The organism is Rhizorhapis suberifaciens (assembly GCF_014200045.1).
GTDB classification, from domain to species: Bacteria; Pseudomonadota; Alphaproteobacteria; order Sphingomonadales; family Sphingomonadaceae; genus Rhizorhapis; species Rhizorhapis suberifaciens.
This window is the reverse complement of sequence record NZ_JACHOV010000012.1, coordinates 60263-84240: the sequence shown is the minus strand read 5'-3', so window position 1 is coordinate 84240 and position 23978 is coordinate 60263. Positions and strand designations below refer to the sequence as shown.

At 59.3% G+C, this 23978-nt stretch carries 13 protein-coding genes and 1 pseudogene; 4 read left to right on the top strand and 10 right to left on the bottom strand.

Features of this window, described 5'->3' with window-relative positions; genetic code table 11:
* Positions 1-75: 75 nt before the first annotated feature.
* The 4 genes from HNQ99_RS14460 (at position 76) to HNQ99_RS16815 (ending at position 14976) form a co-directional block, all read left to right on the top strand.
* On the top strand, positions 76-561 hold the full coding sequence (locus tag HNQ99_RS14460; protein WP_184476897.1) for a hypothetical protein: 486 nt from the start codon (positions 76-78) through the stop codon (positions 559-561).
* A 1349-nt stretch (positions 562-1910) separates the two neighbouring features.
* Positions 1911-14243 carry a cadherin domain-containing protein gene (locus tag HNQ99_RS14455; RefSeq protein WP_184476895.1) on the top strand — a complete coding sequence of 4111 codons (12333 nt, stop codon included), beginning with the start codon at positions 1911-1913 and terminating at the stop codon, positions 14241-14243.
* Between the two features lie 7 nt (positions 14244-14250).
* Positions 14251-14781 (top strand): toxin-activating lysine-acyltransferase, encoded by a 531-nt coding sequence (locus HNQ99_RS14450; protein WP_184476893.1) that lies wholly within the window; start codon positions 14251-14253, stop codon positions 14779-14781.
* Positions 14782-14841: 60 nt separating this feature from the next.
* Positions 14842-14976, top strand: a complete 135-nt coding sequence (locus HNQ99_RS16815; protein ID WP_281376849.1) for a hypothetical protein — start codon at positions 14842-14844, stop codon at positions 14974-14976.
* A gap of 361 nt (positions 14977-15337) precedes the next feature.
* Here HNQ99_RS16815 and HNQ99_RS14445 read toward each other — a convergent pair whose 3' ends face one another.
* From HNQ99_RS14445 to HNQ99_RS14400, 10 genes and pseudogenes are all read right to left on the bottom strand, one after another.
* Positions 15338-16117: an LPD7 domain-containing protein gene (locus tag HNQ99_RS14445; RefSeq protein ID WP_184476891.1), complete on the bottom strand. Its 780-nt coding sequence runs from the start codon at positions 16115-16117 to the stop codon at positions 15338-15340.
* Positions 16118-17938: a type IV secretory system conjugative DNA transfer family protein gene (locus HNQ99_RS14440; protein WP_184476889.1), complete on the bottom strand. Its 1821-nt coding sequence runs from the start codon at positions 17936-17938 to the stop codon at positions 16118-16120.
* Positions 17910-18923, bottom strand: a complete 1014-nt coding sequence (virB11, locus tag HNQ99_RS14435) for a P-type DNA transfer ATPase VirB11 (RefSeq protein ID WP_184476887.1) — start codon at positions 18921-18923, stop codon at positions 17910-17912. The genes HNQ99_RS14440 and virB11 overlap by 29 nt, the downstream gene beginning before the upstream one ends.
* Complete coding sequence (gene virB10, locus HNQ99_RS14430) at positions 18920-20116, bottom strand: type IV secretion system protein VirB10 (RefSeq protein ID WP_322790379.1); 1197 nt, start codon at positions 20114-20116, stop codon at positions 18920-18922. Before virB10 ends, virB11 begins: the two co-directional genes overlap by 4 nt.
* 1 nt (position 20117) lies before the next feature.
* Positions 20118-20963, bottom strand: a complete 846-nt coding sequence (gene virB9, locus HNQ99_RS14425) for a P-type conjugative transfer protein VirB9 (protein ID WP_184476885.1) — start codon at positions 20961-20963, stop codon at positions 20118-20120.
* The gene (locus HNQ99_RS14420; protein WP_184476883.1) at positions 20960-21652 is read right to left on the bottom strand and encodes a virB8 family protein; all 693 of its coding nucleotides are present in this window, start codon (positions 21650-21652) and stop codon (positions 20960-20962) included. The genes virB9 and HNQ99_RS14420 overlap by 4 nt, the downstream gene beginning before the upstream one ends.
* A 2-nt stretch (positions 21653-21654) precedes the next feature.
* Entirely contained in the window at positions 21655-21987 is a 333-nt protein-coding gene (locus tag HNQ99_RS14415; protein ID WP_184476880.1) for a hypothetical protein, read from the bottom strand.
* Positions 21988-21997: 10 nt separating this feature from the next.
* Positions 21998-23002, bottom strand: coding sequence for a type IV secretion system protein (locus HNQ99_RS14410; RefSeq protein WP_184476878.1), 1005 nt, complete (start codon positions 23000-23002; stop codon positions 21998-22000).
* A 23-nt stretch (positions 23003-23025) separates the two neighbouring features.
* A complete protein-coding gene (locus HNQ99_RS14405; protein ID WP_184476876.1) occupies positions 23026-23331 on the bottom strand; it encodes a hypothetical protein in 306 nt (101 codons plus the stop codon).
* A pseudogene (locus HNQ99_RS14400) lies at positions 23331-23954 on the bottom strand (type IV secretion system protein); the annotation flags it as partial. The pseudogene HNQ99_RS14400 and the gene HNQ99_RS14405, both read right to left, overlap by 1 nt.
* Between the last annotated feature and the right edge of the window lie 24 nt (positions 23955-23978).

Here is a 23978-nt window from a genome sequence, read left to right as displayed (position 1 = left end):
CTTTTTGCTGATGAACCAGACGCAGGCGAATGCGGCGAAGGAAAGCGAATCGTTTCTAAATGAGGGGAGCATGGCATGAAGGTCGCCAGCCGACGGTTCCTGTACATTGCGGTATTCATCGTAGTCATACTTTCATTGCTTTTTTCACACTGGGATAACGCCCGGAAAGATCGCATCGCTTCGTGGCAGTTCAAGAAGGTATGTGAAAACTTTCCACGAATTAGCCATGAAGATTTGGAAACGGCAAAAAATTTGGCAAAGAAAATAGTTTCTGATGGCTTGGATCCTTCAGATTCTGGATCTTATTATATAAGGCCGCTAAAGCAGCAAGGCGAGATATATTATACTCCGCTGCGATTTTGGAGAATACATATAGATAACTTATATTTGGAAAAAAGGCCGATTATTTACAACGGCAAATTTTACTTTTATAGTAAAGAAATAATAATGTTTAAAAAAAATAGAGTTTTATTCCCGATAAGTTTTGGACCGGAAGAGTACACTGATACCTGTAATGGTAGTATCTATGATATTATGGGTAAACTGGGGAGGAGTGAATAATGTCGGGCTCTCAAAATCCGGTAACTGTAAAAGATTATTACAGCGCCAGCGTAGAAACAGCATATGCGTACTATGCAAGTGTACTGCAGCCTGGCATGTCAGACGCAGCCATTCGTAATGCTATGACGGCGATGAGAGACAGTACGGGAGGACCATATAATCAACCGTTTGTCGCGCAACTTAACGATACGCAGATCGATTTTTTTATCGATAATTATGAAATTCTATCAAGCTCCTCCACTAGTTCTTCTGCTCAACAAGCAGAGGTGAACGCGCTTATATTGCGATCGAAGACTACGAATAATATAACAATATCTGCTGCCGGAATTGGGCCTTACGATTTGGATTTTCCTGAAGCGGCCCGCTTCGATAGCGAGGTTTCAAGATATGGGATGCCGATTGACGCGATTATTGCCCTCAAGGACATGGCTGTACCCCTACTTAACCTTTATTCACAGGACGCGATATTTCTAGATGGCCATTCAAAAGGAGGGCCGATTGCAGCCGGTTTATTCGCGTATCTTAATATGCTTGGCTATGGCAATCGAATCAATGGGGTTGTCCAATTAGCTCCGGCTGGGATGATAACCGACTTCCACACTTCTGATTTCTGGGAATCTGTACATTTCGACTTATATTCTAACATTGACCCAGGTAAATTTGCTCTGGCTGGCGACATCATTGATTGGCTCGAAGGCAATAATGGCGCCAGAATGATAGATTTTACTGCCGACAATGATCCGGTAACTGGTGAAATATCAGTCGATAAAACCCTCTCGTTTGGTAAGGAGGTTTATGGAAAGCATATCGAGCTTCAAAATCCGGACGGGTATTTTTTGTATGCTCATAACATAGGTACTATTGGCGACTTAATGCTAACTGGTCCTCTAAGGGACATGGTCATTCCCAACCTATCGCCGTTGATAATCGGAAGTGATCGTATCGACGATGTTAATGACATCATTGTTACTGCACCACAAAAGCGGAAGTTTGTGCAGCCTCGCAGAACGCCGGAGCGTGTAAAAGACCCGGTTACAGGAATATTGCTTCCGAGCGGAATGGTGCCTGTATCGGGGGGGCAACCGGGGGATCCTCTTTATGGTTATGAGCAAGCAACCGGAAGATTTGTAGAATTTGAGGTCCAAGATTTTAATGGACAGTCAATTGTCACAAAGCAAACTATATTTGATTCTATTGATATAACCACAAATAAACCAAATATTGCCGTTGTTCAGCAACTCGATGGTGCAGGTAAAGTAGTTTCGACTGATATCAAGATCATCAACAATCCCGTTGGCATCGAGTTTTCAGATTTTGGCTCGGTTTTAGGATCAACGCTCGGCTACCGCTTGGCTGGTGGCAACGAATTGACGGGGGTCGTCTATTCCGCCGCGCTTAAGACGCTTGGCGACAATCTTGGAGATGTGCTTGATGGCGTCATAGGCAGACAGTCGGAAATACAGGCGGCTAAGGATGCCTTTTCTGCCACTGGCCATGAATTCCTCTCAAATCTCAAATCTGCTGGCATAGGCGCGGTATCGTCGTTCCTGACAGCGGAGCTGGTCAACGCGATCGGGCTAGACGGCTTTACCGGGCAGTTGGCCAATAGTGCGAGCGGAGCCTATGTTTCGGCGATCATAGAGGCGTTGCCTGAACTGGTGTCTGGAGCGCAGAAGCTGGGCGACGTGCTGGGCAGCGTCAATGTCGGCAATGTCATCGGTGGATTCGTCGGTTCGTTCCTGGCCTCGAAGGTCATCAGCTTCGACACGGTTGGCGGGCAGATCGGCGCGTCGGTGGGCGCGGCTCTTGCTCCTATTGGAGTTACTGCCTTGCTCGCACCAGCAGGGCTGGCTTTGACACCTATCGGTTTTGCTGTTGTTGCCTTTGTGGGCTTCATCGTTGGCGGCCTGATCGGCTCTCTCTTTGGCGGGACGCCAAGCTCCTGGGCGGATGCGCAATGGAGCGAGGGCGAAGGCAAGTTCATTGTCGCCAATGTTCGGTCGAAGAAGGGCGGATCGAAGGACGCTGCGCGTTCGCTGGCGTCGTCGGCTTCGGAAACCTTCAACGCCGTTCTCGCGGCCACCGGCGGCACGCTGCTCGAGCCCGCTGCCGTTCAGTCCGGCAGCTATGGCATGCGGGGCAAGAAGTTCGTCTACAAGCCCAAAAAGGGAGGGGATATCACGGAGCGTTTTTCGGGCGAGGACGCGGCGACGAGGGCGATTGGCTATGGCGTCTATACCGGCCTTGCCGACCCCGATTTCAAGATTGCGGGCGGCGACATTTACGTCAAGCGCGCCCTTTACAACATGTTCGAGATGGGCGGGCTCGATCCGCGTAATTTCGACACCAATGTGCTGCTGGGCAATATCTCGGCCGCGCAGCAATATGAGAGCTACCTCGCCAATTCCTCGGTGATCAATGCGCTCGTTTCCGCTGAACCAAATAGCGTGTTCGCGATCGAGACGCTGCTCACCCTCGCCCGCGCCGACGAGCTCGGCCTGACGCGCCGCGCCGCGTCCGACTGGTTCGGCGGTTTCTCCTATTTGATGGGCGAGGCGCAAACGAGCGCTGCCAATGTCGAGTTCGGTTTTGATTATGATCCCTATAGCGGGCAGATCAGCCGCCTGACCGGTGTCGGCGATTATGTGCTGGGCGATGCGATCGACATCGCCGGACAGACGACGATCGAAGGCACGACGGCGGGCGAGACGATCGACCTGCGGACGGGCAGCCTCGCCGATCAGCGCGGGTTCACGGTCAACGGCCATCTCAGCAACGACATCGCCGCCACGGGTTCCGATTTCACGACCTTGACGACGAGCGTGACCTTCGCCGCGGCCGACTGGCGCAAAACGGTTACGGTCACGGTCGCCAATGACGGCCTTGCCGAGGCGACCGAAAGCTTCCTTGGCAGGCTGTCGAACGCGCCGGACATGCAGATCATGGGTGGGGAAGCGGTGGCCACCATCGTGGATGGCACCGCCGCGCTGCCGACGCTGATGGTCGGAAACAGCTATGCCTGGGAAAATGACGGCTATGCCGTGTTCCGCCTGTCGCTCTCGAAAGCCGCGTCGAGCGCGGTCACGGTGGCGCTGGCGCTGGCCAATGACAAGGCCTCGGGCCTGGGCGTGGATTATGGCAGCACGGGCGCCGCCAACATCCAGGTGTCGACTGACGGCGTCAATTGGACCAACGCAACCAGCGCCACCTTCGCTGCGGGCGTGACGCAGCTCTTCGTGCGCACGGCGATTGTCGCCGATAATGTCGCCAACCCCGCTTATGTCGGACCGGTGATTTACAATGGGCAGGTCATCACCCCCGGCAATGGCGAACCCGAGTTCCTCAATATCGAGGCCAATGAACGCTTCACGCTGAAAGCCACGGTGACCGCAGGCGCGGCGGCGCTCGCCAATGGCGCATCGGTCGTGTCGGGAACCGGCACAATCGTCGATGGCGCGGGCACTGAGCCTTTGGTGTGGATCGACAATGTGGTGCTGGATGAAGCCTCCGGGCAGGCGAGGTTCACCCTGTCGCGCTCGCGCACCATGGCGGCTTCGACGACGGTGGATTTCGCGACGGCGGACAATCGGGTGCTCGACATCGATGTGGCCGCGACCGTCGATGGCGGCGATGGCAATGACACGATCTATGCCTCCAACCGTGGCGACAACATCTTCGGCGGTGCAGGCAGCGACACGCTCTATGGCGGACGCCTCGACGACTGGCTGCTGGGCGGCGATGGCGATGACGTGCTCGATGCGGGCACCGCGGACCAGAATGCGCTGGGCGGCGACGGCAATTATCTCAACGGCGGCGCGGGCAATGACATTTTGAAGGGCCGCGAAGGTTCGGACTGGCTCGAGGGCGGTGACGGCGTCGATACGCTGACGGGGGGCGCAGGCGACGATGTCCTTGCGGGTGGCGCGAGCGATGGCGACAGCCTCAAAGGCGCGGCTGGCGGCGACTATTATCTGTTCCGGCTGGGCGACGGCAAGGATGTCGTTGAGGATGGACTGAATGCCGCCGGCTCCACCGACGGCCTCTATACGGCTGTCCAGCAGAAGAACAGCAACGCGGACCTCAAGGACTGGACGGGATCCAGTATCTATTCGGAAAACGGCGCACCATTGAACGGCAGCGACCGCGTGGTGTTTGGGGCTGGAATTGGCCTTGGCGATATCGTTCTGGTCCGGTCGGGGACGTCGGGCGCGCCCGGCATGGATCTGATCATCAAGATCGCGCAGAACGGCGTCCTTACCGGCGATGAACTGACGCTCACCGGCTGGTTCGACAGCTACAAGAAGGTCGAATGGCTGGAATTCGCGGATGGGCAGGCCATTCGCGTTGGCGACTTTACCTCGTTCGTCGTCGGCACCGCGGAGAACGACGTCATCATCGGCACCGATGGCAATGATTTCGTCGTGGGCGGCGACGGCGATGACCGTCTCCAGCTGCTCGGCGGGGACGATGTCGGCATCGGCGGTCGGGGCCACGACGAAATTGGCGGCGACGACGGCAACGACATCCTCGTCGGCGGCAGCGACAGCGACATGATCCTGGGCGGAAGCGGCAATGACCTGCTTTCGGGCGATGGCGCTGATGACGATCTTTACGGCGGTCTCGGTAACGACCTGCTCACCGGCGGGCACGGCAACGACATGATCGTGGGCGGCGTCGGCAACGACGTCGTCCGGATCAGCCGCGGTGATGGTCTCGACACGCTCATCGACGATTATGCTGGAACCTGGGAGGTCGTATCGACCGGGAATGGCTGGAACACAGCCGGTGGCTACACCTATGACAGCGCCACGAACCGGGTGCTGCGGAACGGCACCGAGGTGGTCTTCGATGGTTCCAATTGGCTCGGCCGCTTCAATTACGACTACAACACCGCGACAGGCATAGGCACGCTTTCCCGGCTGGTACCGGCGGCAGGCGGCCAGGTCGGCAAGGACGTGTCGACGAGCGACAGCGATGCCCTTGAGTTCGACATGGGCATCAATATTCAGGATCTGGTGATGCAGAGGAGCGGCAACGATCTCCTCATTGGCATCAGTACGGAGAATGCCGGGACCCAATCCTTCGCATCCATCGGTGATCAGATTGTCCTCAAGGACTGGTTTGTCTCAACGACGGCCAATTCCCCGATTGAACGGTTCGTATTTGCAGCGACCGGTACGCAGGACATGACGGCTACCGCGGCGGGAGTCCAGGGCACCGACGCCAACAATACGCTCACCGGCACCGCCAGCGTCGACTGGATCACCGGTGGCGCGGGTGACGATACCGTCAACGGCGGCGACGGCAATGACATTCTGAACGGCAACACCGGGCAGGATTCAGTGACGGGCGGTACTGGCGCTGATGTCCTTTATGGCGGCAGCGGCGATGATATCCTGATTGGTGGCGCTGGAGCCGATATCCTGAGCGGCGGCGCCGACAGCGATACCGCCTCTTATGCCGGCGCGAGCGGGGCTGTTTACGCATATCTCGACAATGCCGCGGTCAATGCCGGCGATGCTACCGGCGACAGCTTTGCGAGCATCGAAAATCTGACGGGCGGCGCCGGCGCCGACCATCTTGGCGGCGACGCTGGCGAAAATGTGCTGAGCGGCGGCTCGGGGGCGGACAACGATGTCCTGATGGGCGGCCTGGGCGATGATATCTACACTTATGACGTGTCGACAGGCAGCGACATCATCCAGGACGGCAAGTTCGCGGTTGAGCAGATCGTCAATGCGCAAGGGGTCCTTGTTGGCCCCGATGGTACGCCAAACAATGGCTATTATACCGTTGGTTGGACCTATCTCGGCAAGAGCGGCAAATTCTACCAATACCGCCTGCTGGTAACGATCGCTGCGACTGGTGAAGTCGCGCTCGATGGAACCTACAGCTACACCAGCAGCCAAGCCAGCGCGCCCGCCCCCTCGACCTGGGCTCTCACCGACTGGAAGAACGGCTTTGCGCGCGTGGGATCGAGCGTCCAGGTCACGCGGGAAAAGTTCGATGCCTCGGTTGCTGGCGGCGACGATACGCTGGAGCTGGGCAGTGGCATCAGCCTTTCTGATCTCAGCGCCAGCTGGTCGGGCAATGACCTGGTGCTGAGCGCGCGCGGCACCGTGACGATCAAGAACCAGGCCGTCGCCAATCAGCAGGTGGAAACACTGCAATTGCACGACGGCCTCTCGGCTGATCTTCGCAATCTTCGCCTCAATAGCAATGGCGTCGACGGCGTTGATGACTTGATCCTGGGCAGTACCGGCAATGACACGCTAAGCGGTCTTACGGGGAATGATGCGCTCTCGGGGGCTGCCGGCAACGACACATTGAGCGGCGGCGATGGCGACGATGATTTGGAAGGAGGAGCTGGGGCGGATACGCTCAGCGGCGATGCTGGAATCGACACGGCGCGCTATGTGCGTTCGAGCGCGGCGGTGACCGTGAACCTCAATCTGACCACGGCCCAAAGCGGCGGGGATGCCGCCGGAGACATTCTCTCAGGCATCGAGAATGTGACCGGCTCGATCATCGGCGATGATGTCCTGACCGGCGATGCCAATGGCAACGTCCTTAATGGTCTTGACGGTAATGACACGCTGACGGGCAATGGCGGCGATGACGTCCTTATTGGCGATATCGGCAATGACACGCTCGATGGCGGCGATGGCAGCGACAATATGTCGGCAGGCGATGGCAATGACACTGCCTCGGGCGGGATCGGCAATGACATCATTGACGGCGGTGCGGGCGTGGACATCATCCACGGCGATGCCGGTAACGACCAGCTTGTCGCAGGCGATGGCGACGATACCGTCTATGGCGATGGGGGCGATGACGTCGTCATCGGCGATGCGGGCAATGACGGGCTCTGGGGCGGGGATGGTAATGATCAGCTGACCGGCGGCCTGGGCGATGACATGCTGCAAGGCGGGCTCAATGACGACGTCTATCTCTTCTCGAAGGACAGCGGTCTCGACACAGTTGTCGATGCCAGCGGCGTTAATCAGATCATCTTTGATGCTACCGTCGCTTATGGCGACATCTGGCTCGCGCGCACCGGCAATGACCTCCTAATCACAATCGCCGGCGGTACGACCAAGGTAACGCTTTCCAATTTCTATGCGGCAAGCAACCCGACGACGGTCCGGCGGATCGCCACGCAGACGCACGCCATCTATCTGGCCTATGCGCAACCGCTGATCGACCAAATGAGTGCTGTCGCCCTGGCGGCTCCGGCCAGCGTGCCGGCCGCCATCACCAATGCGGCGGCAGGCTATTGGTGGGCCGGCGGGCTTGCGGCACCGGTCGTGACCGATATTGCGCTCGTCGCCAGTGAGGACGTGACGACCAGCATTCAAGCTTCCGGCGTCGTCGATCACGACGGCAACATCACTGGCTATCAGATCGGCCAGAATGCGGCGCACGGAACCGTGACCCTCGATACCGCGACGGGACAGTTCACCTATCTGGGCGCTGCCGATTATTTCGGGCCGGACAGCTTCACGATCATCGTGACCGATGCCGATCAGCACAGCGCGGAATTCACGGTCGATGTGACGGTCAATCCCGTCAATGATGCACCCACCGACATCAGCTATGCCCTGCTGCCGCCTTCGCTGGACGGTATCCCTGAGAACCAGACCGGCATTATCGTGGGCGATCTTGCCGCGACCGACGTCGATCTGCCGCAGGACAGCGATTTTGGTCAGTCGATCTTCACCACCAGCGACAGCCGGTTCGAGGTCATTGGCGGCAAGACGCTAAAGCTGCGCGCAGGCCAGGCGCTCGACTTTGAAGCGACGCCGACGGTGCAGGTGTCGGTGACGGCCACCGATCGCAATGGCGCGGGCCTGTCCTTCACCAAGACGCTGACCTTCGCTGTCGCCGACGGCATCGACATCATCAATGGCACCGCGGCCAACGACACGCTGTCGGGGGCTGCCGGTATCGATCAGATCTACGGTTTTGATGGGAATGACACGCTTGCCGGCAACGGTGGCGACGACCTGCTCGATGGCGGCAACGGCGACGACAGCCTCTCGGGCGGTGACGGCAACGACGCGCTGACAGGCGGCAGCGGAATCGACACGCTCGATGGCGGCATTGGTGATGATACGCTTTCTGGCGGCTCTCAGAACGACACGCTGAGCAGTGGTTCTGGCAACGACAATCTTTCGGGCGACGCTAATGACGACACGCTCTACGGCGATGCCGGAAACGACACGCTGAACGGTGGTGATGGCAATGATTTCCTGATCGGTGGCGCAGGCGCTGACGCCCTTGTCGGCGGGCTTGGCACCGACATCGCCTCCTACCGCTGGAACAGCCTCAATGCGCTGGCGACTGCAGGCATTACGGTCAATCTCTCTAATGCCGCTGCCAACACGGGCAACGCCATTGGCGACACTCATAGTGGCGTTGAGGGCCTAGAAGGCACGGAATACAATGACAACCTGACCGGCGATGCGAATGCCAATCCGCTTTATGGTGCCGGAGGCGATGACCTCATCTATGGCGGCAATGGCAATGACAGCCTGTACGGACAGGCCGGCTATGACACGCTTTATGGCGATGGCGGCAACGACATTCTCGACGGCAGCGACGGCGACGACATCATCCATGGTGGCAGCGGCAATGACACGCTGACCGGCGGCAACGGGAACGACCAACTCTTTGCCGACGATGGCGATGACGTGCTCGACGGCGGTGCAGGCAGCGATACCATGACCGGCGGCGCGGGCAATGATACCTATGTCATCCTGACGACGTCAGGTGCCGACACCATCAATAACTATCATATCGATCTTAGTGAAAATGACCTCCTGGGATATCAGGGAACAATTCAGGATAAGGACCTGTGGTTCGAGCATATCGGCGATGATCTGGTGATCACCGTCGTGGCGACCGGAACGGTGACAACGATCAAGGACTGGTTTGCAACCGCCTCGCTCGCCGCACAGACCAATTACCAGATCAAGTTCATTCAGGCGAACGCCAGCAATGTCATCAACGTCAACGGTCTCATCGATCTGATGGCGACCAAGACCAAACCAACGACCATCGCCGCGCGCGACGCGCTGATGGCCGACACCAATTACTATACGAGCTGGCAGACCTATTGGGGCAACAACCCGCCCCCGGTGGTCAGCGCGATCGCCAACCAGATGATGAGCGAGGATACGCCGCTCGCTATCAGCATCACCGCAAGCGACACACTTGATGGCAGCACGCCATCGGCTCCCAACAGCGTTGGCTTGGTTTACAAGGTTTACAACAAGACGACGGGACTTGAGGATTACAGCCTCATTCAGTCCGTCAGCTTCGGCTCGCCGGACGCCTTCTATCAGCGAACCGCAACGATCACGCCTGTCGCTAACGCCTATGGCACCGCGCAGGTCGTGATCTGGGCCTATGATGGTGGGGGGCGGTATAGCCAGCAACAGGCATTCGACGTGACCGTCGGGGCTAAGGCCGACATGCCGGCGATCACGCTTGCAAAGGCCGGCGCAGCCCTCGATGGCAAGGGCAGCTTTCATGGCGGCCAGACCATACCCCTGAGCATCAATGTCAACTTCCCGGATACCGACGGTTCGGAGGCCCAGACCATCCTTATCACCGGCGTTCCTGCGGGCCTGTCGCTCAACAAGGGTACATACAACTCCGGTACGGCCACCTGGACGCTGACCTCGGCGCAACTGAGCGGTCTCGCGCTTACCGGCCCCGCCGCCTATTATCAGGACTTCAACCTCTCGGTAACGGCGAAGGCTGTCGAAAACAGCAATGGCGACACCGCCACCACGACCGCCGTCTCGGTGCCGGTCATCGTCAATGCCGCGCCGACGGATATCGGCGTTTCCGGCAGCATCATCGAGAACCCGGCCTATGGCGCGGGCGGCGTCACGGTCGCGGCCGTCGACCCGGATGGCGGATCCTTCATTTACAGCCTGACCGATAATGCCAGCGGCCGCTTTGCCATCAATAGCAGCACTGGCGCCATTACCGTTGCCACCAGCACGCCGTCTCAAATCGACTATGAAGCTTCGGCGAGCCATGTCTATTCGATCACGGTACAGGCGATCGACAATGGCGGGCTGAGCTATACCAAGACATTGAGCGTCGCGATCGCCGACCAGAACGAGCGGCCGACCTTCACCGCGACGGGACCATTCGGCATCAATGAAAATGTTGGCACAGGTACTGTGGTGGGTACCGTCGCCGCAAGTGACGTGGACAGCTACACCGCGAGCTACGGCACCAGGCGCTATTATTTTGCCGGCGGCTCGGCACGGGCGTCGGCCGACGGCGCCTTCTCGGTATCGAGCACCTCGGCAGACGGCAAATTCCAGATCAATGCGACGACGGGCCAGATCACGGTCGTTGGCGGCATCAATTATGAAGCGCTGGGCTCCAACAAATATTATAACGAGACCGTCTATGTAACCGACGATCTCAACAACTCCACGGCGCGGATGAATTCAACGACCGTGCGGATCAACATCAATGATTTGAACGAAGCGCCGACACTCAATCCGCTCAGCATCACCGTCAATGAGCAACCCGGCAACGCGACCTCTTGGCAATGGCGGATGCTTGCCAGCGATCCCGATAGCGACCCGGCGAAGAAGAATTTCTATTACACGCTTTCCGGTACGAATAGCGACTACTTCCTGATTAACAGCTCAACGGGGCAGATCTCGCTGGCAAAATCGCTCAATTATGAGGACGCAAGCCAGCCCAAGAGCTTCAATCTTACCGTTGGCCTGTGGGACCAGGGTAACGGGGGTGGTAACTATGTGCAGAGCACGTTCGCCGTGACGGCGGTCAACAACGTCAATGAAGCGCCGTCGGCATCGATCAGTGGGACATTTACTTATGGGGGTGGTGGAACGTACCCCCCTATGCCCCCATTAATTAGCGCTACTATCACTGGATACGATCCGGACACGAACTCCGCCTTCAATACCTTTTCTGGTGGATACGTGACAAATTACCAAGAATGGAATGGAAGCAGTTGGATAACTCCAGATCAGCCGACAGCAACATCAACATCGACACCAGGCACGTGGAGCATATTTTATGTTCCCCAACGTTCTCCTGCACGTTTTAACTATTATGTGGTCAGCTCGGGCCAATCCAGTCAAATTTATAGTATAACCATTACCGTGGGTTCAAGTTTTGCAGCGCCGCTCGTGCTCGATCTTGATGGGGATGGTGTGGAGCTTGCGTCGCCACAAAGCTCAACCATACGCTTCGATATGGATGCCGATGGCGTGCGGGACATTACGGGTTGGGCTGCGGCGGATGATGGCCTCCTGGCGATCGATCTAAATGGCAATGGAATGATCGACGATGTATCGGAGATTTCATTCCAACCCGATCTCGAAGGTGCGGTGTCCGATCTTGAAGGCCTGCGCGCCTATGACAGCAACAACGACGGACTATTCGATACCAATGACGCTCGCTTTGCCGATTTCCGCATCTGGCAGGACTTGGACCAGGATGGGGTAAGTGATTCGGGCGAACTCAAATCCCTTGATGAAGCGGGAATCGCGGCAATCAATCTGACCCTTACGATCACCGGTCAGACATGGGATTCCGTTTCTCTCGACAATTTGGTGTACGGCTATTCCGATTTTGTTCGGACCGATGGATCAGTTGGGACCATCGGCGATGCGTTCTTCTCCTATCTGCGAGATGGTGAAATGAACACGATCATCGGCTCGCACGTCGAGGCGGTCGGCATTGACTTTAACGGGAACGGTGTGTCGATCACCGACTTGTCGGGCACTACGATTGCGTTCGATCAGGCGAATGGTGGTGCGGTGGTTCCCAGCGCCTGGGTTGGGACCGGAGATGCCTTGCTGGGCATGGACATTAACGGCGACGGCTTGATCGGCAGTGGTGCGGAACTGGCATTGGGTGACCAAAGCTTCAGCCTCAATCCGCTTCGCGGACTCGATGAAAACAGCGACGGCCGCCTCGACGCCAACGACAGCCGGTTTGGCGAATTGCTGCTCTGGCAGGACGCGAACCAGGATGGCGTCAGCCAGGCCAGCGAAATGAAATCGCTTTCGCAGGCCGGGATTTCGGCGCTTGTGCTGCCGGGCATTGCGACGCCTTTCACTCTGGGCATCGGCGAGAGCCGCGCGATAGACAGCTTCACGGTCGAATTCACCGACGGCTCGACCGGCAGCGCAAGCAATCTCCTGCTCGCCTATACCGAACCACAAATCGCCGCGCCGATCGTCCTCGATTTCGACGAAGACGGCGCGGGGCTGGTGCCGCTTGCAGGCAGCCCCACCAAGTTCGACATGAACGGCGATGGCATTCTCGACCAGACCGGCTGGATCGAACAGGGCGACGCCTTGCTCGCGCTCGACCGCAATAGCAATGGCGTCATCGACAATATCTCCGAAATCTCCTTCGTCGGCGACAAGGCGGGCGCGCAGACCGATCTTGAAGGGCTTGTCGCCTTCGATTCGAACGGCAACGGGATACTGGATGCTGGCGACACGCAGTACGGCAATTTCCGTCTGTGGTTCGATGGCGATATAGATGGCCTGACCGATACCGGCGAGCTCAAGACCCTGGCCGAGGCCGGCGTCACGTCGATCTCGCTCACTGGCGCGCCCACCGGCGAGGCGACCGGTATCGCTGGCGCCAACGTTGTCTACAATATCGCCAGCTACACGCTCACTGGCGGCCGCCAGGGCCGCGTGCTGGATGCGGGCTTTGCTTATTCCGCCGGAACCGGCGGGACAACCGATCCCGATGGAGGCGAGGGCGGCGAAACCCCATCCGTACCTCCGCCGCCCGCCATCACGCTGCAGTCCAGCCAATGGGACGGCAAGTCCAAGCACTATCGCATCGCGTCCGCCAGTGGCGGCCTGCATGTCATTCCAAGCAAAGCCCAGGGCGCGTTTGATGCACGCGCGGGGCTGATTGCTCCAGCCGCCATTGTCGAGTTTCGCAATCGCTCGTTCGGCATGATGTCCGCCATCCTGGTCGATCTTGATGGCGACGGCCTTGAGGCGCGCCGCAAGGGCAAGACCAAAGCCAACTTCGATATGGACGGCGATGGCGTTGCCGACAATACCGGCTGGGTCAGCGGCAAGGATGGGATGCTGGTCATCGATCGCAATGGCGATGGTGAGATCACCGCTGCTTCCGAAATATCGTTCCTCACGGAGAAGGCGAATGCCAAGAGTGCATGGGAAGGCCTGGCCGAACTCGATACCAGCCGGGATGGCAAGATCAGCGCGCTTGATACCCGCTTTGGCGACCTCAAGATCTGGGCCGATGGCAATGCCAATGGCGTGACCGACGACGGCGAATTGAAGACTCTCACCGAACTTGGCATCAAGGAAATCGGCCTGTCCGCCAATGCGGTTTCTTCCGAAACGAAGCTCGGCCGCAACCTGCCGCTCTCAACCGCCGCCTTCACGTGGGACAGTGGCGTCACCGGGACAATCGGCAATGTCGCCCTGGCATTTGATCCAAGTTCGGTAGAAGAGACATCGTCACCCGAGCTTTCGCGCGGAACCGTTTCAGCCCAGTTGGGCGCATCCCTGCTCATGCAGGCGATGAGCCGCTTTGGTGCTGGTTCGACCGACGATTTATCGCATGGAACCCAAGAATATGGCCGCGAGCGGCTTGACTTTTTCGCTGCACGTGCGGCTTGATACAGCGATGACACAAGAAACTCATAAAAGCACGGAAACAGAAACGCCGGCCATGCAGGCGCCTCCCACCGTCAGCCACATGCTGGGCGAGATGACCTGGCTCCTGACACAATCGCCGCTCCACAAGGCGCTTGCCATAGGCGATCTTGAGTGGCTGGTGATGCCAGCCCTTATCCATCAGCAATTCTATCTGTTCCGTGACGGCCAGCAACCCGTAGGGCTCGCCATGTGGGCCAAATGTACGCCTTCCGCCGTTGCCAAGCTCGAAGGCGGCATGATCGAACCTGAAAATCGCTTGACCCTGGAGGAATGGACAAACGGCGATCAGATTTGGCTGGTCGATCTAATCGCCCCCTTCGCGACAATTGAAAACAAGCAACGCGAGATCATGATTGCCGACCTTATTTCAGGGCCGCTCAAGGGCAAGGAATTCCATTTCCACCAGACCGATCCCAAGACAGGCAAGCGCATGGTGCAAACAGTCACGGCTGATGCCGGGGATCGGCTCAAGGCGGCCGTGGAAGCCGCAGTAAAATAGCCCATCCCGAACGGGATTTTGCTTTGTTTTTTGTGGCGATCCCGATACCCGCAAACAGGAATGTTGGACGACAATGAACAAGAGCCAGTCGGATTTGTCGATGCAATCCGAAACAAGGCAGCCATTATCGTCGGCATCCTTGGCCTGATGGCCTGGATGGCGCTGCTGTGGTTGATGTTCGGAGACGTATTATGACGGCAACGAACCCATGGATCCGAAGGGCCGTTTATTAGATGTTTGGTCCCGGAGGTTGAGCGGGCAAGTTTGGAGCTGCAGTCGTTTGCCCGGCTTGCCGGCAGGCCAAAGGTTGGCACTGGACTGGCGGATTGGGCTATCCGACGAGGAATGGGACGCCATCGGTACGCTGCTGCCGCCTGAGCGCGTCCACCGAGATGATCGATAGCACCCTCATCCGGGCACATCATTGTGCCGTCGGCATAAAAGGGGGCTCAGAAAACCGAGGCGCTTGGTTGATCGCGCGGCGGCTTCAGCAACAGCTCCACGCCCGGTGTGATGCAAAAAGCCGCCAAGCAAGGGAGCTGTAAACGTACGATCCTTAGCGACCGCTCGGTGATCGCTGATATTGCAAGATCTGGGTTTGCTGCATCTCGATGATGCGCTCGTCCTGTTGCTGGAGAATCCGCACGCCGGCGATACGCTCTCCCCTTCCGATCCTACCTGCAACTTCTTCCTTCCGCCGGTCAACGAACGCCTTTTGCCGCTCACTATTTTGCGGGAAGCGTGAGCTCGCGATCGTTATGGCATGCGCGACATGGCTCTGTGCACGGCGCAGGTCCGGGTCTTTGGCATTTTCGCTATGGGACTGACGGCGAAAGCGCTCGGCCAGATCAAGGCGCAGATCGGGCTTTTCCTTATTGTCACGAACTTGGTTCGGGGTTCGTGGGGTGCGCTGCCGTTTCTCCACGTCATCGGCCTGACGGGTCTGAGTGCGTGCGGCGGTCGACCTGGGCTGCCGTGCCTGGTCCCGTTTGGCCGCTGCCCGCGTCTTGGCATCCGGCTTATAGCCCTCGATGGTGATGCCCTGTGCGGCGGCCGCCAAATACGCAGCCCGCTTGAAATCGGCATCGCCGTTGATCTTGAGAGAGGTCCAGCCATTCGCCTTGGCGAGCCGCACCAGATCGGGGAGGGCGCTGGCATCGCGTGCCTTGATGCGGTCGTGCGATATCGTCGCGACCGGCGTTTTATCATGGGCGCTGCGATAGAGCTTGTTTCCCACACGCAGAAAGCGGGATTCCAGCTCTTCGGGCATTTCCACGCCGGGACGCTTCCGGGGCGCTTCCTCGCGCGGGTCGGGAGGGTTGAGGTTTTCAGTCATTTATCGCTCCTGTTCAATCACGCCCACGCGCTCGTGGCCGCGTTGATCTGCCTCGACGTCGACCAGAATGTCCTCAAACTCCGAGATGACGACGCAATCCATGGCGAAGGTTTCGGGGTCTGGGTTTGCGAGCTGGTCGGCGTCAGGCAGCACGCAGGGAGGAAGCTCTTCATCCTCCCGAATGCGCCGAGGTATCGGCGCGACGATCGGCGCCGGCGCGGCCCGGCGCGTAAAATGGCTGTCGGCATAGTAGCGGATCTTGTCACCCCGGATGGGGGGCATCCCTCCGCGCAGCAACAACAGCTCGTCCGCGGGAAACTGCATCAGCTCTTGCGGGAGCAGAAGCGCGCGACGGTGATCGGACATCGATTTGGAGCGGTTGGCAAGAATGCCATGGATCGTCAGCGAACGGGTGACGGCCTCCTGGCCGATATAGCCGATCCGCTCGGATAGCTCGTTCGCGACCCTCAGTTCCTTCGGCGTGAAGGCGACTTCGACGCCGCAATTCGACACGATTTCGTCAGCGACATGCTCACCATAGACGGCACGGAGCTGCGACCGCGACTGGATCACGGGAAGTAACCGGATTCCGTAGCCCGCCACATAGGAGAACGCGCCTGCGATCACCTGGGCGCGGCCGAGGCGGGCAAACTCATCGAGCAGGACCAGCACCTTGATCGGCGTGGACAAGTCGGGAAGGTCGCGCACGTTAAGATCGATGAGCTGCTGGAACAGGAGATTGTAAAGCGGCGCCACACGGTCCAGTTCGTCGGGCGAGACGCCGAGATAGACAGACATCGGCCGCATACGCAGCTCGCGCAGATCGAAATCGCTTTCCTCCGTCGCGGCATCGACGCGCGGATTGAGCCATAGGCTCAGCTTGGAGGTGACGGTTTGGACGATGCCGGAAAATGTGTTGTCCGCGCCCGATGTGAAGTCGGCCAGGGCATTGCGGCACCCCGTCGAAAGGACAAGCGACCGATCATCCAGCACCTTGCGGAAATATCCCCGCGTATCGCCGGTGGTCATCAACCGGTAGATTGCGCCGATGGTGAAGGGCGCATCGGATTGGGCGAGATAGGCACCCACGCCTACAAAAGCGGTTCTCGCAGAATCGGTCCAGAACGGCTCGCCCCGCTCAGGCGGAACGAACAGCATCGTCGCGATCTTCTGAAGCTCGATTATGGCCTGGTCGGCATCGGTCCTGTCGATATAGGCCAGCGGATTATAGCGCGCGGTTCGGCCTTCCGGGTCGGTCGGGTTGAACAGGAACACGGCTTGGCCGTGCTTGGCACGAAACCCCGCCGTGGCCTCATAGTTCTCCCGCTTCACATCGAGGACGACCGTGGAGCCAGTCCAGCTCAACAGGTTGGGAATGACGATGCCCACGCCCTTTCCGGAGCGGGTCGGAGCTTCCACGATGCAATGCTCATTGCCTTCAAAGATCAGGAAGCGTCCTGATTTCTTGCCAAGGACGATCCCCTCATCCCCCCTGAAGCCGTTGCGCCGGATTTCGCCTTCCTTGGCGAAGCGCGCGGCACCGTGCAGCGGCGGCTCGCGCGTAACAAACCAGAACAGCAGCAGGCCAGATAGGAGCGATCCGGCGGCGAGACCGGCGGCCATCGCCTTCAGCACGACTGGATCACCGCGATAATACCAGAAGAATGCCGGCATCTTCATCGGGTCGTAGGCCGATGCCGGAAGGCCCAGGACGAACCATGCGACGATCGAGCCGGTGAGGCACAGGAGGACAAGCGCTACGGGCAAGCCGAGCGCCAGCGTCAGTCCAAGACTAGGCTGCGTGCCGCCCTGCAGGGTCATAGTAGATCTCCGTGACGCGAAACTTGCCCTGGACCTTCTTCATCTGCACCACGACATCCACGAGGATTTTGAGCAGCGAGCGAATGTCATCGCGCCCGAGATCAGCGCCGCCCTCGCTCTCCTTGACGAGCAAGGTGAGCTGATCGAACGCGAGCTCCGCCGAAGCGGCATGGATTGTCGTGATTGAGCCGGGATGGCCGCTGTTGACGTTGCGCAGGTAGAAGAAGGCGGTGCCGTCGCGCAGCTCCTGCAACAGGATGCGATCAGGGCGCATACGCAATGCGCTCTCGAGTAATTCCTTGGCCGTCACCTTGGCGGTTCCCTGGCCGTCCTTGCTGTAGGTCATATGGACGACATTGCGGTGTGGGACGACCAGTTCGCGGGTGTCCTCGATTGTCAGCAGCCGCTCATCTACTGGAATGAGTTGGATCAGGCCTTTCGCCAATGTCGTTTTGCCCGATCCAGTTGCCCCTGAGATCAGGATGTTGAGACGGCTGCGCACCGCCAGCTCGAAAAACTCAACGTGACGCCCCTCGCCCAGCAGGGCGAGCAGCCGATCTTCAGTTTCGGTCATGCCCCGCGCCGCAACTTTCGTTTCCGTGAAGAGGCCGCTGGCGTGAAAGTCCCCCATCGTCATCGTCCGGCAAGAGGGCTTGCGGATCGTGATGGATACCGTTCCATCGGGCGCGACGGGAGGGGCGACAATCTGGACGCGCTCGCCCGTCGGGAAGATCGTGGAGCAGATCGGGTTTTCGCGCGTGACATCCTGCGAGGTGAACGCCGCTGCGGCCGTCGCCAATATGTTGAGGCGGGGTAGGGTCAGCTCTTCTTCGACGGCCCAGGTCCAACCGCCCTTCCGTTCCACCGCCACCTCAAGGGGCTGGTTTATGACGACCTCCGTCACCTCCTCATCATCGAGATATTTGCGAAGGGGTTGCATCGCATCGTCCAGGACAGCGGTGTTGCGAAAGGCCGTGACCGTCATTGGTCCGCTCCCTTTAGGCCCAATCCGTAAACATGGGAGAAGTCGAAATCCTGCGCCACGGTGATGGCGAGATCGGTGCCTTGGGCGACGCGAAGGACGGGCTTTATATGTTGTGTGTCTTGAAGGATGGTCGAGGCGGAATCCGAAGGGACGCGCGCCACGTTGTTGCCGGCGCTGCCGACAGCCGTGGACGCGACATAGGCTCCATCCTCCAGCACGCTGAAAAGCAGCGCGGAGCCGAACCGATCCCAGAAGAACCGATCTACCTTGCCGCCAATGCCGGCACGGCCGAGGCTGTCGGATGCGGGCGACGCGATGTCGATCGACACCCCGCGTGGAGTCACGGCGCGGCTCCACATCGCAAACAGCCGGTATTGGCCCCGGTTCAACCCGCCCTGATATTCGCCAAAAACCTTTGTACCCTTCTCCAGCAAAACGACACGGCCGTTGTCGGAATAGATGTCGCGGGGAACGATGCAGGTCGCATAGCCGGGCACGCTGCTGTCCATGGCGGTCTGAAGCGTGCAGGGAATGATCGAGCCAGCGGTGACGAGATAATTGCGGTCGCCAATCATGCGGGCGCTGGTGCGCCCGATCGCCGACGTCCGCTTGAGTTCATCCAGCGGGGTGGCTTCGCTCGATCTTCCATCGGGGGCGGCTGTCGGCGGCGCCTCTTCCCCAAGACCGCCGACACGGCCAGCGGCAGCCTGTAGGCCCGACGTGCCATTATAGGCGACAAGGGTGGAACGGCGCGCGGAGTCCCGCAACTCTTGGGCTTCGGCAGCGCGGCGTTGGGCTGCGGTCATTTCGGCCGATTGCCCTCCGCCAGTTCCGGCACCACCTGGCCCTATCGGAGGCACCTGTTCACCGGCAAGCTGCACCGGTGCGTTGGGGTCTTGCAGCGCTGATTGGAGCGTCGGAGCGATCACGGTCTTGGGATCATAGGGTACTTCCGGAGCGGGCGGCTTCGGTTTGACCTCCGGCATCTTATTGTTGCCACCGACACCGGCAGCGATCGTGAGGGCAGCAAAGAGGAGGGAGCCGCCCAGCGCGCCCGCCACGATCATCTTCTTCGTGTCCCACTGGAAGGATTTGAGGGAAGGAATGCGGTTCGGCCGATCGACCGCGGGTGCTTCGCGGTCGATTTCGTTCATGTCCGGCGTGGCGTCGACGTCGAATCTCTTGTCGCTCACATCAATTCTCCGTCTGCCGCCCAACCACTTCCGAGGCGGTATCCGTCTTGGGATCGCGGCCGTAGAAGCTCGGATTGTCGTTGTAGATGCACAGCACCACCTTGCCTCGGCGCAGCCGCAATTCGCGGAACACGCCATGGATGACGACGAATTCGTCACGCACATCAAAGGAAGCCGTGGCCTCGCTGCCGTCAGGATTCACCGTGAAGATGGCGGGGATTTCGCGCTGGTTGGGGAAGCGCAGGACGGTGAACTGTCCGTTATCGGTGACTTCGGAGGGTTGAATGGCAGATGCCCCCTGCACGGTGTAGTTGAGATTGCGGGTGCCCTCCAACACGCCGAGATCCAGGGCGGCCTTTATGGCGCCGTTCTGCTGCGCAAGCACGTGTGCGAGCTGGCGGCGAGCAGCAGCCTCACGGAGCGCGGCGGCCTCTTGTTCTGGATACCGCACACGGACCTTGAAGTAGGTTTGGGCGACCCGCGAATTGGCAACGGCGGACAAGGCAAAGGTGTAGTTTCGCTTCTGGCCGGCATAATCGGTTACGACGATGAGATTGGTCCCCCCAGCACGTTCACGCGGCTTGATGAAGAGCGAATTTTCAGCCGGCGCGACCTCCCACGAGACGGTATCGCCCATCGCGACGAACTTGATGACCTCACCTTGCGCGAACTCGATCTGGGTCGCAGTCCTGAATGCGCTCCGGATCGCAATGACGTTCTGATCGCTATAGTTGACCTCTCGCACGCGATGATCGGCGGTGACGGGGCGGGGCGTATTTTCGGCGCTGGCTTGGCCGGGCAGCGCAGCGGCCAGGATCGCGGCCGAAAGCATGAGGAGCTGTTTCATTTTCCACCTATCTCCACATCCGCGCGATAGGATTTGACCTGAAAGCCGAGTGGATTGGCGTAGCGCCCCGCTTCCGATTCCGGCTTGGACAGCACATCGAACGTGATTGTCGCGATGGCAGGGGTTTCAGTGGCCTGCCCATCGCGTTCAAGCCGCTTGGTGAAACGAACCTGTGCGACGTTGGGCGAGATGAAGGCGACAGCCCTCACGCTGACGAACACCGTGTCGCTCGCGGTGAGCTGGTTTTGCGGGGAGTCCGGGTTGTCCTTCTTGTAGAAGGTGATCCACCGCCGTTGTTCCTCCGGCGCCGATAGCGCGAGAACCTGGTTGAAGTACTCCTGGCGCGCTTGCGGAATCCAGCCCTCGCGCGCCCTCACATAGTTGGCGAGGAAGTATTTGCGGACCGCCTCATCATAGGTGATCGTTTTGTCGCCGCGAAGCTGCTGCGTCACTTCTGTTGCGCCCGTCGAGCGATCGACCGTTACGACGTAGGGCACCACCGTCTTGAGCGGCGACAACATCGCCACGGACGCCACGCCTACGATCGATATAGCGCTGGCGACACCAGCGACGATCCAGGCCAATCGCTTCGACTGGTTGGCCGCCACAATGCGTTCGCGATCCCAGCTTTGGGCCTCGGCAAAATATGCCTTCAGATCCTCCGCACTATCTTTGACACCGATCGCCATCGTCAGCAGCTCGCATAGACGGGCCGTGAGGCCGCTTTGTTATGGGGAAGCGGCGTGACGGCGCTGATTGGCGGCACGCCATTGTCGTCGCGTGCAGCCGGCGAAGCGGCCTCCGGCGATGACGATGAGGGGAAGAGGTTGGTCGGCGGCGCTGCCGGCGTCGCACTCGGAACATTACGGGCGGGCAGGGTAGGGAGGATGGTCCCGTAAGGGTTGGCGGGCCGCTTCGACTGTCCGTTGCATCGCGGAACCTTGGCTTCCTTGGCGGCAAGGACCGGCGTAGGGGTCGAAAGGGAAAGCAGGGCGAGTGGCGCGAGCGCCATGGCAATCTTCATGACATTACTCCTATCGCGTCCGGGTCAGCGTTCCGCCGGTGCCACCGCCTCCACCCAATCGGCGCGCACCGGCGCCAACGGCGCGCGCGCCGCTCAGGGGCGCGCCTGCCATGGTGCGGCCAGCGATCGGGGCGAGGTTGCCCGTTACGGCGTTGGCGAATTGCGCTGCCAAGGCAGGGCCGCCACCACCCAGGCCCGACGCGAGGCTTGGGATTTGCAGGAAGAAGAAGAAGCCCAGGACGTAGAACGAAAGGGCTTTCAGCACGGCGATGAGGACTTCGTCGTCGTTCGTGATCGAATTGATGAACGTGTCCGTCGTCTGCGAGATGAACAGCGTGACCAGCAGCGCGAACACCACTAGCATGATGTAGCTGATGGCGGAGCCGAGCCATGCGAAGAACCATCCTCGCGTGGAATCGAACAGCAGAGCGGCCACGAAAAGAGGACCGACGACGGCCAGCAGGGCGAGCGCAAAAAGCGCAAAGGCGCAGATTGTGAACCCCAGCGCGCAGGACAATAGTGCGATGAAGAGGATCACCAAATTTGCGAAGGCAGCGAGGATGATTTCAACGATGTTATTCGGCATGCCAATCAGGTTCACACCAGCGGCATCAGTGTGGGCCTGAACAATCTCCTCGATCTTCGTGATGGCGCGAAACGCTCCTTGTAGAAGCGTGTCGAAGTAGCCGCCGAGACCACCAACATCAGCACCGCCAAGCGCATTTGCGAATTGCCCCGGCAGTCCATTCATCGTGAAGAGGCCGACCGATGCCCCATAGAGTGAGCTGACTGCCCATGTGAGGGCGGCGAGCTTCAGCGTGCGATAGACGAACTCGCGAGCAGGATACTGGACCGCACCCCGGAGGATCGCGCCGCCCAGTAGGATGATGTAAATGGTGACGCCGACGCGAAGGGGGCCGGAGATGATGCCGATCACCGAGGAATACAGCGCGATGATGCCGGCAAGGGCGCCATCCACTGAATTCATCATGTTCTCGAAGATCGGGAAATCCATTGGTCTTCCACCCTATCGCGACATCAGATGCCCATTTGTTTTTTGAACTTTTCGCGCTCGCGCTTCTGGATCAGTTGATACCTAGCGGTGTCGGCGTTGTTGCAATTCTCGGTTACGACAGCAGGCCAGCTAGTGATCGGTCGCTGCGACCCTTTCCAAGCGGTACAGACGCCTTCCATTTCGGTCCGATCGGCGTCGTTTTTCATGAAGAAGTCGACGGTCCGGAGTGGAATGTCCGAACGAAGGCCATCGCCGGTCTGTGCCTTTTCAGACGGTGAGCAGGCAGACAGCACCATGGAACACCCGCAGAGGATGAGTGGGGCTCGCATCAGTCGATGCCCATCTGCCGACGGAATTTCGCGCTCTCGCGCTGCTGAAGTGTCAGATAGCTTTGATATTCGGCCTCAGCCTTGGCCCGACGCTGTAATTCAACGGCTTGCAGGGCCATCATGTCGTTTGTCATCTGCGCTTGCTCAAGCTGAAGGCGGGCGCTCATATCCGCCCGCTCAGCTGCCGAATTTGCGCTGCCGAGCCGCGAGCGCAGCTCCTCCAGACCATCGCGACGGCTCGTCACGGAATCCCCCACGGACCCAGCCAATCCAGCGGTGACAGCAGCCTGTCGGGCACCCGTCTCATAGCTTGCCCGTGCGCTCTCCGATGCGTCGGGAGAGAGTTGCCCCATCAGTCCCTGAAAGACGCTATCGGAGCGACCACGAAGGCGGCCGATCACGTTAAGATCGCCGTTAGCGTAACCATCGAGGCTGCCCGACGACACGTTCAGTTCGCGCATGGCGTCGGTGCGCAGGCTATCCGCAACCCGCCCGATATCCGTCGCCTTGTTGAGATCACGATAGAGATCGCGGGCCTGTTGGAGCTGGTCGGCCCCTTGCGCGAGTATCGACACGCCCTGGCGGACCTGCTCAAGCTGCTGAAACAAGCTGCGTGTGTCGGTCACAGGGATGCCCTGGGCGTGCGC

What these genes read in the sequence shown, in the direction of transcription:
- HNQ99_RS14460 (WP_184476897.1), top strand. Translation starts at nt 76, where the DNA reads ATGAAGGTCGCCAGCCGACGGTTCCTGTACATTGCGGTATTCATCGTA.
- HNQ99_RS14450 (WP_184476893.1), top strand. Translation starts at nt 14,251, where the DNA reads ATGACACAAGAAACTCATAAAAGCACGGAAACAGAAACGCCGGCCATG.
- HNQ99_RS16815 (WP_281376849.1), top strand. Translation starts at nt 14,842, where the DNA reads ATGTTGGACGACAATGAACAAGAGCCAGTCGGATTTGTCGATGCAATC.
- HNQ99_RS14445 (WP_184476891.1), bottom strand. Translation starts at nt 16,117, where the DNA reads ATGACTGAAAACCTCAACCCTCCCGACCCGCGCGAGGAAGCGCCCCGG.
- HNQ99_RS14440 (WP_184476889.1), bottom strand. Translation starts at nt 17,938, where the DNA reads ATGACCCTGCAGGGCGGCACGCAGCCTAGTCTTGGACTGACGCTGGCG.
- virB11 (WP_184476887.1), bottom strand. Translation starts at nt 18,923, where the DNA reads ATGACGGTCACGGCCTTTCGCAACACCGCTGTCCTGGACGATGCGATG.
- virB9 (WP_184476885.1), bottom strand. Translation starts at nt 20,963, where the DNA reads ATGAAACAGCTCCTCATGCTTTCGGCCGCGATCCTGGCCGCTGCGCTG.
- HNQ99_RS14420 (WP_184476883.1), bottom strand. Translation starts at nt 21,652, where the DNA reads ATGGCGATCGGTGTCAAAGATAGTGCGGAGGATCTGAAGGCATATTTT.
- HNQ99_RS14415 (WP_184476880.1), bottom strand. Translation starts at nt 21,987, where the DNA reads ATGAAGATTGCCATGGCGCTCGCGCCACTCGCCCTGCTTTCCCTTTCG.
- HNQ99_RS14410 (WP_184476878.1), bottom strand. Translation starts at nt 23,002, where the DNA reads ATGGATTTCCCGATCTTCGAGAACATGATGAATTCAGTGGATGGCGCC.
- HNQ99_RS14405 (WP_184476876.1), bottom strand. Translation starts at nt 23,331, where the DNA reads ATGCGAGCCCCACTCATCCTCTGCGGGTGTTCCATGGTGCTGTCTGCC.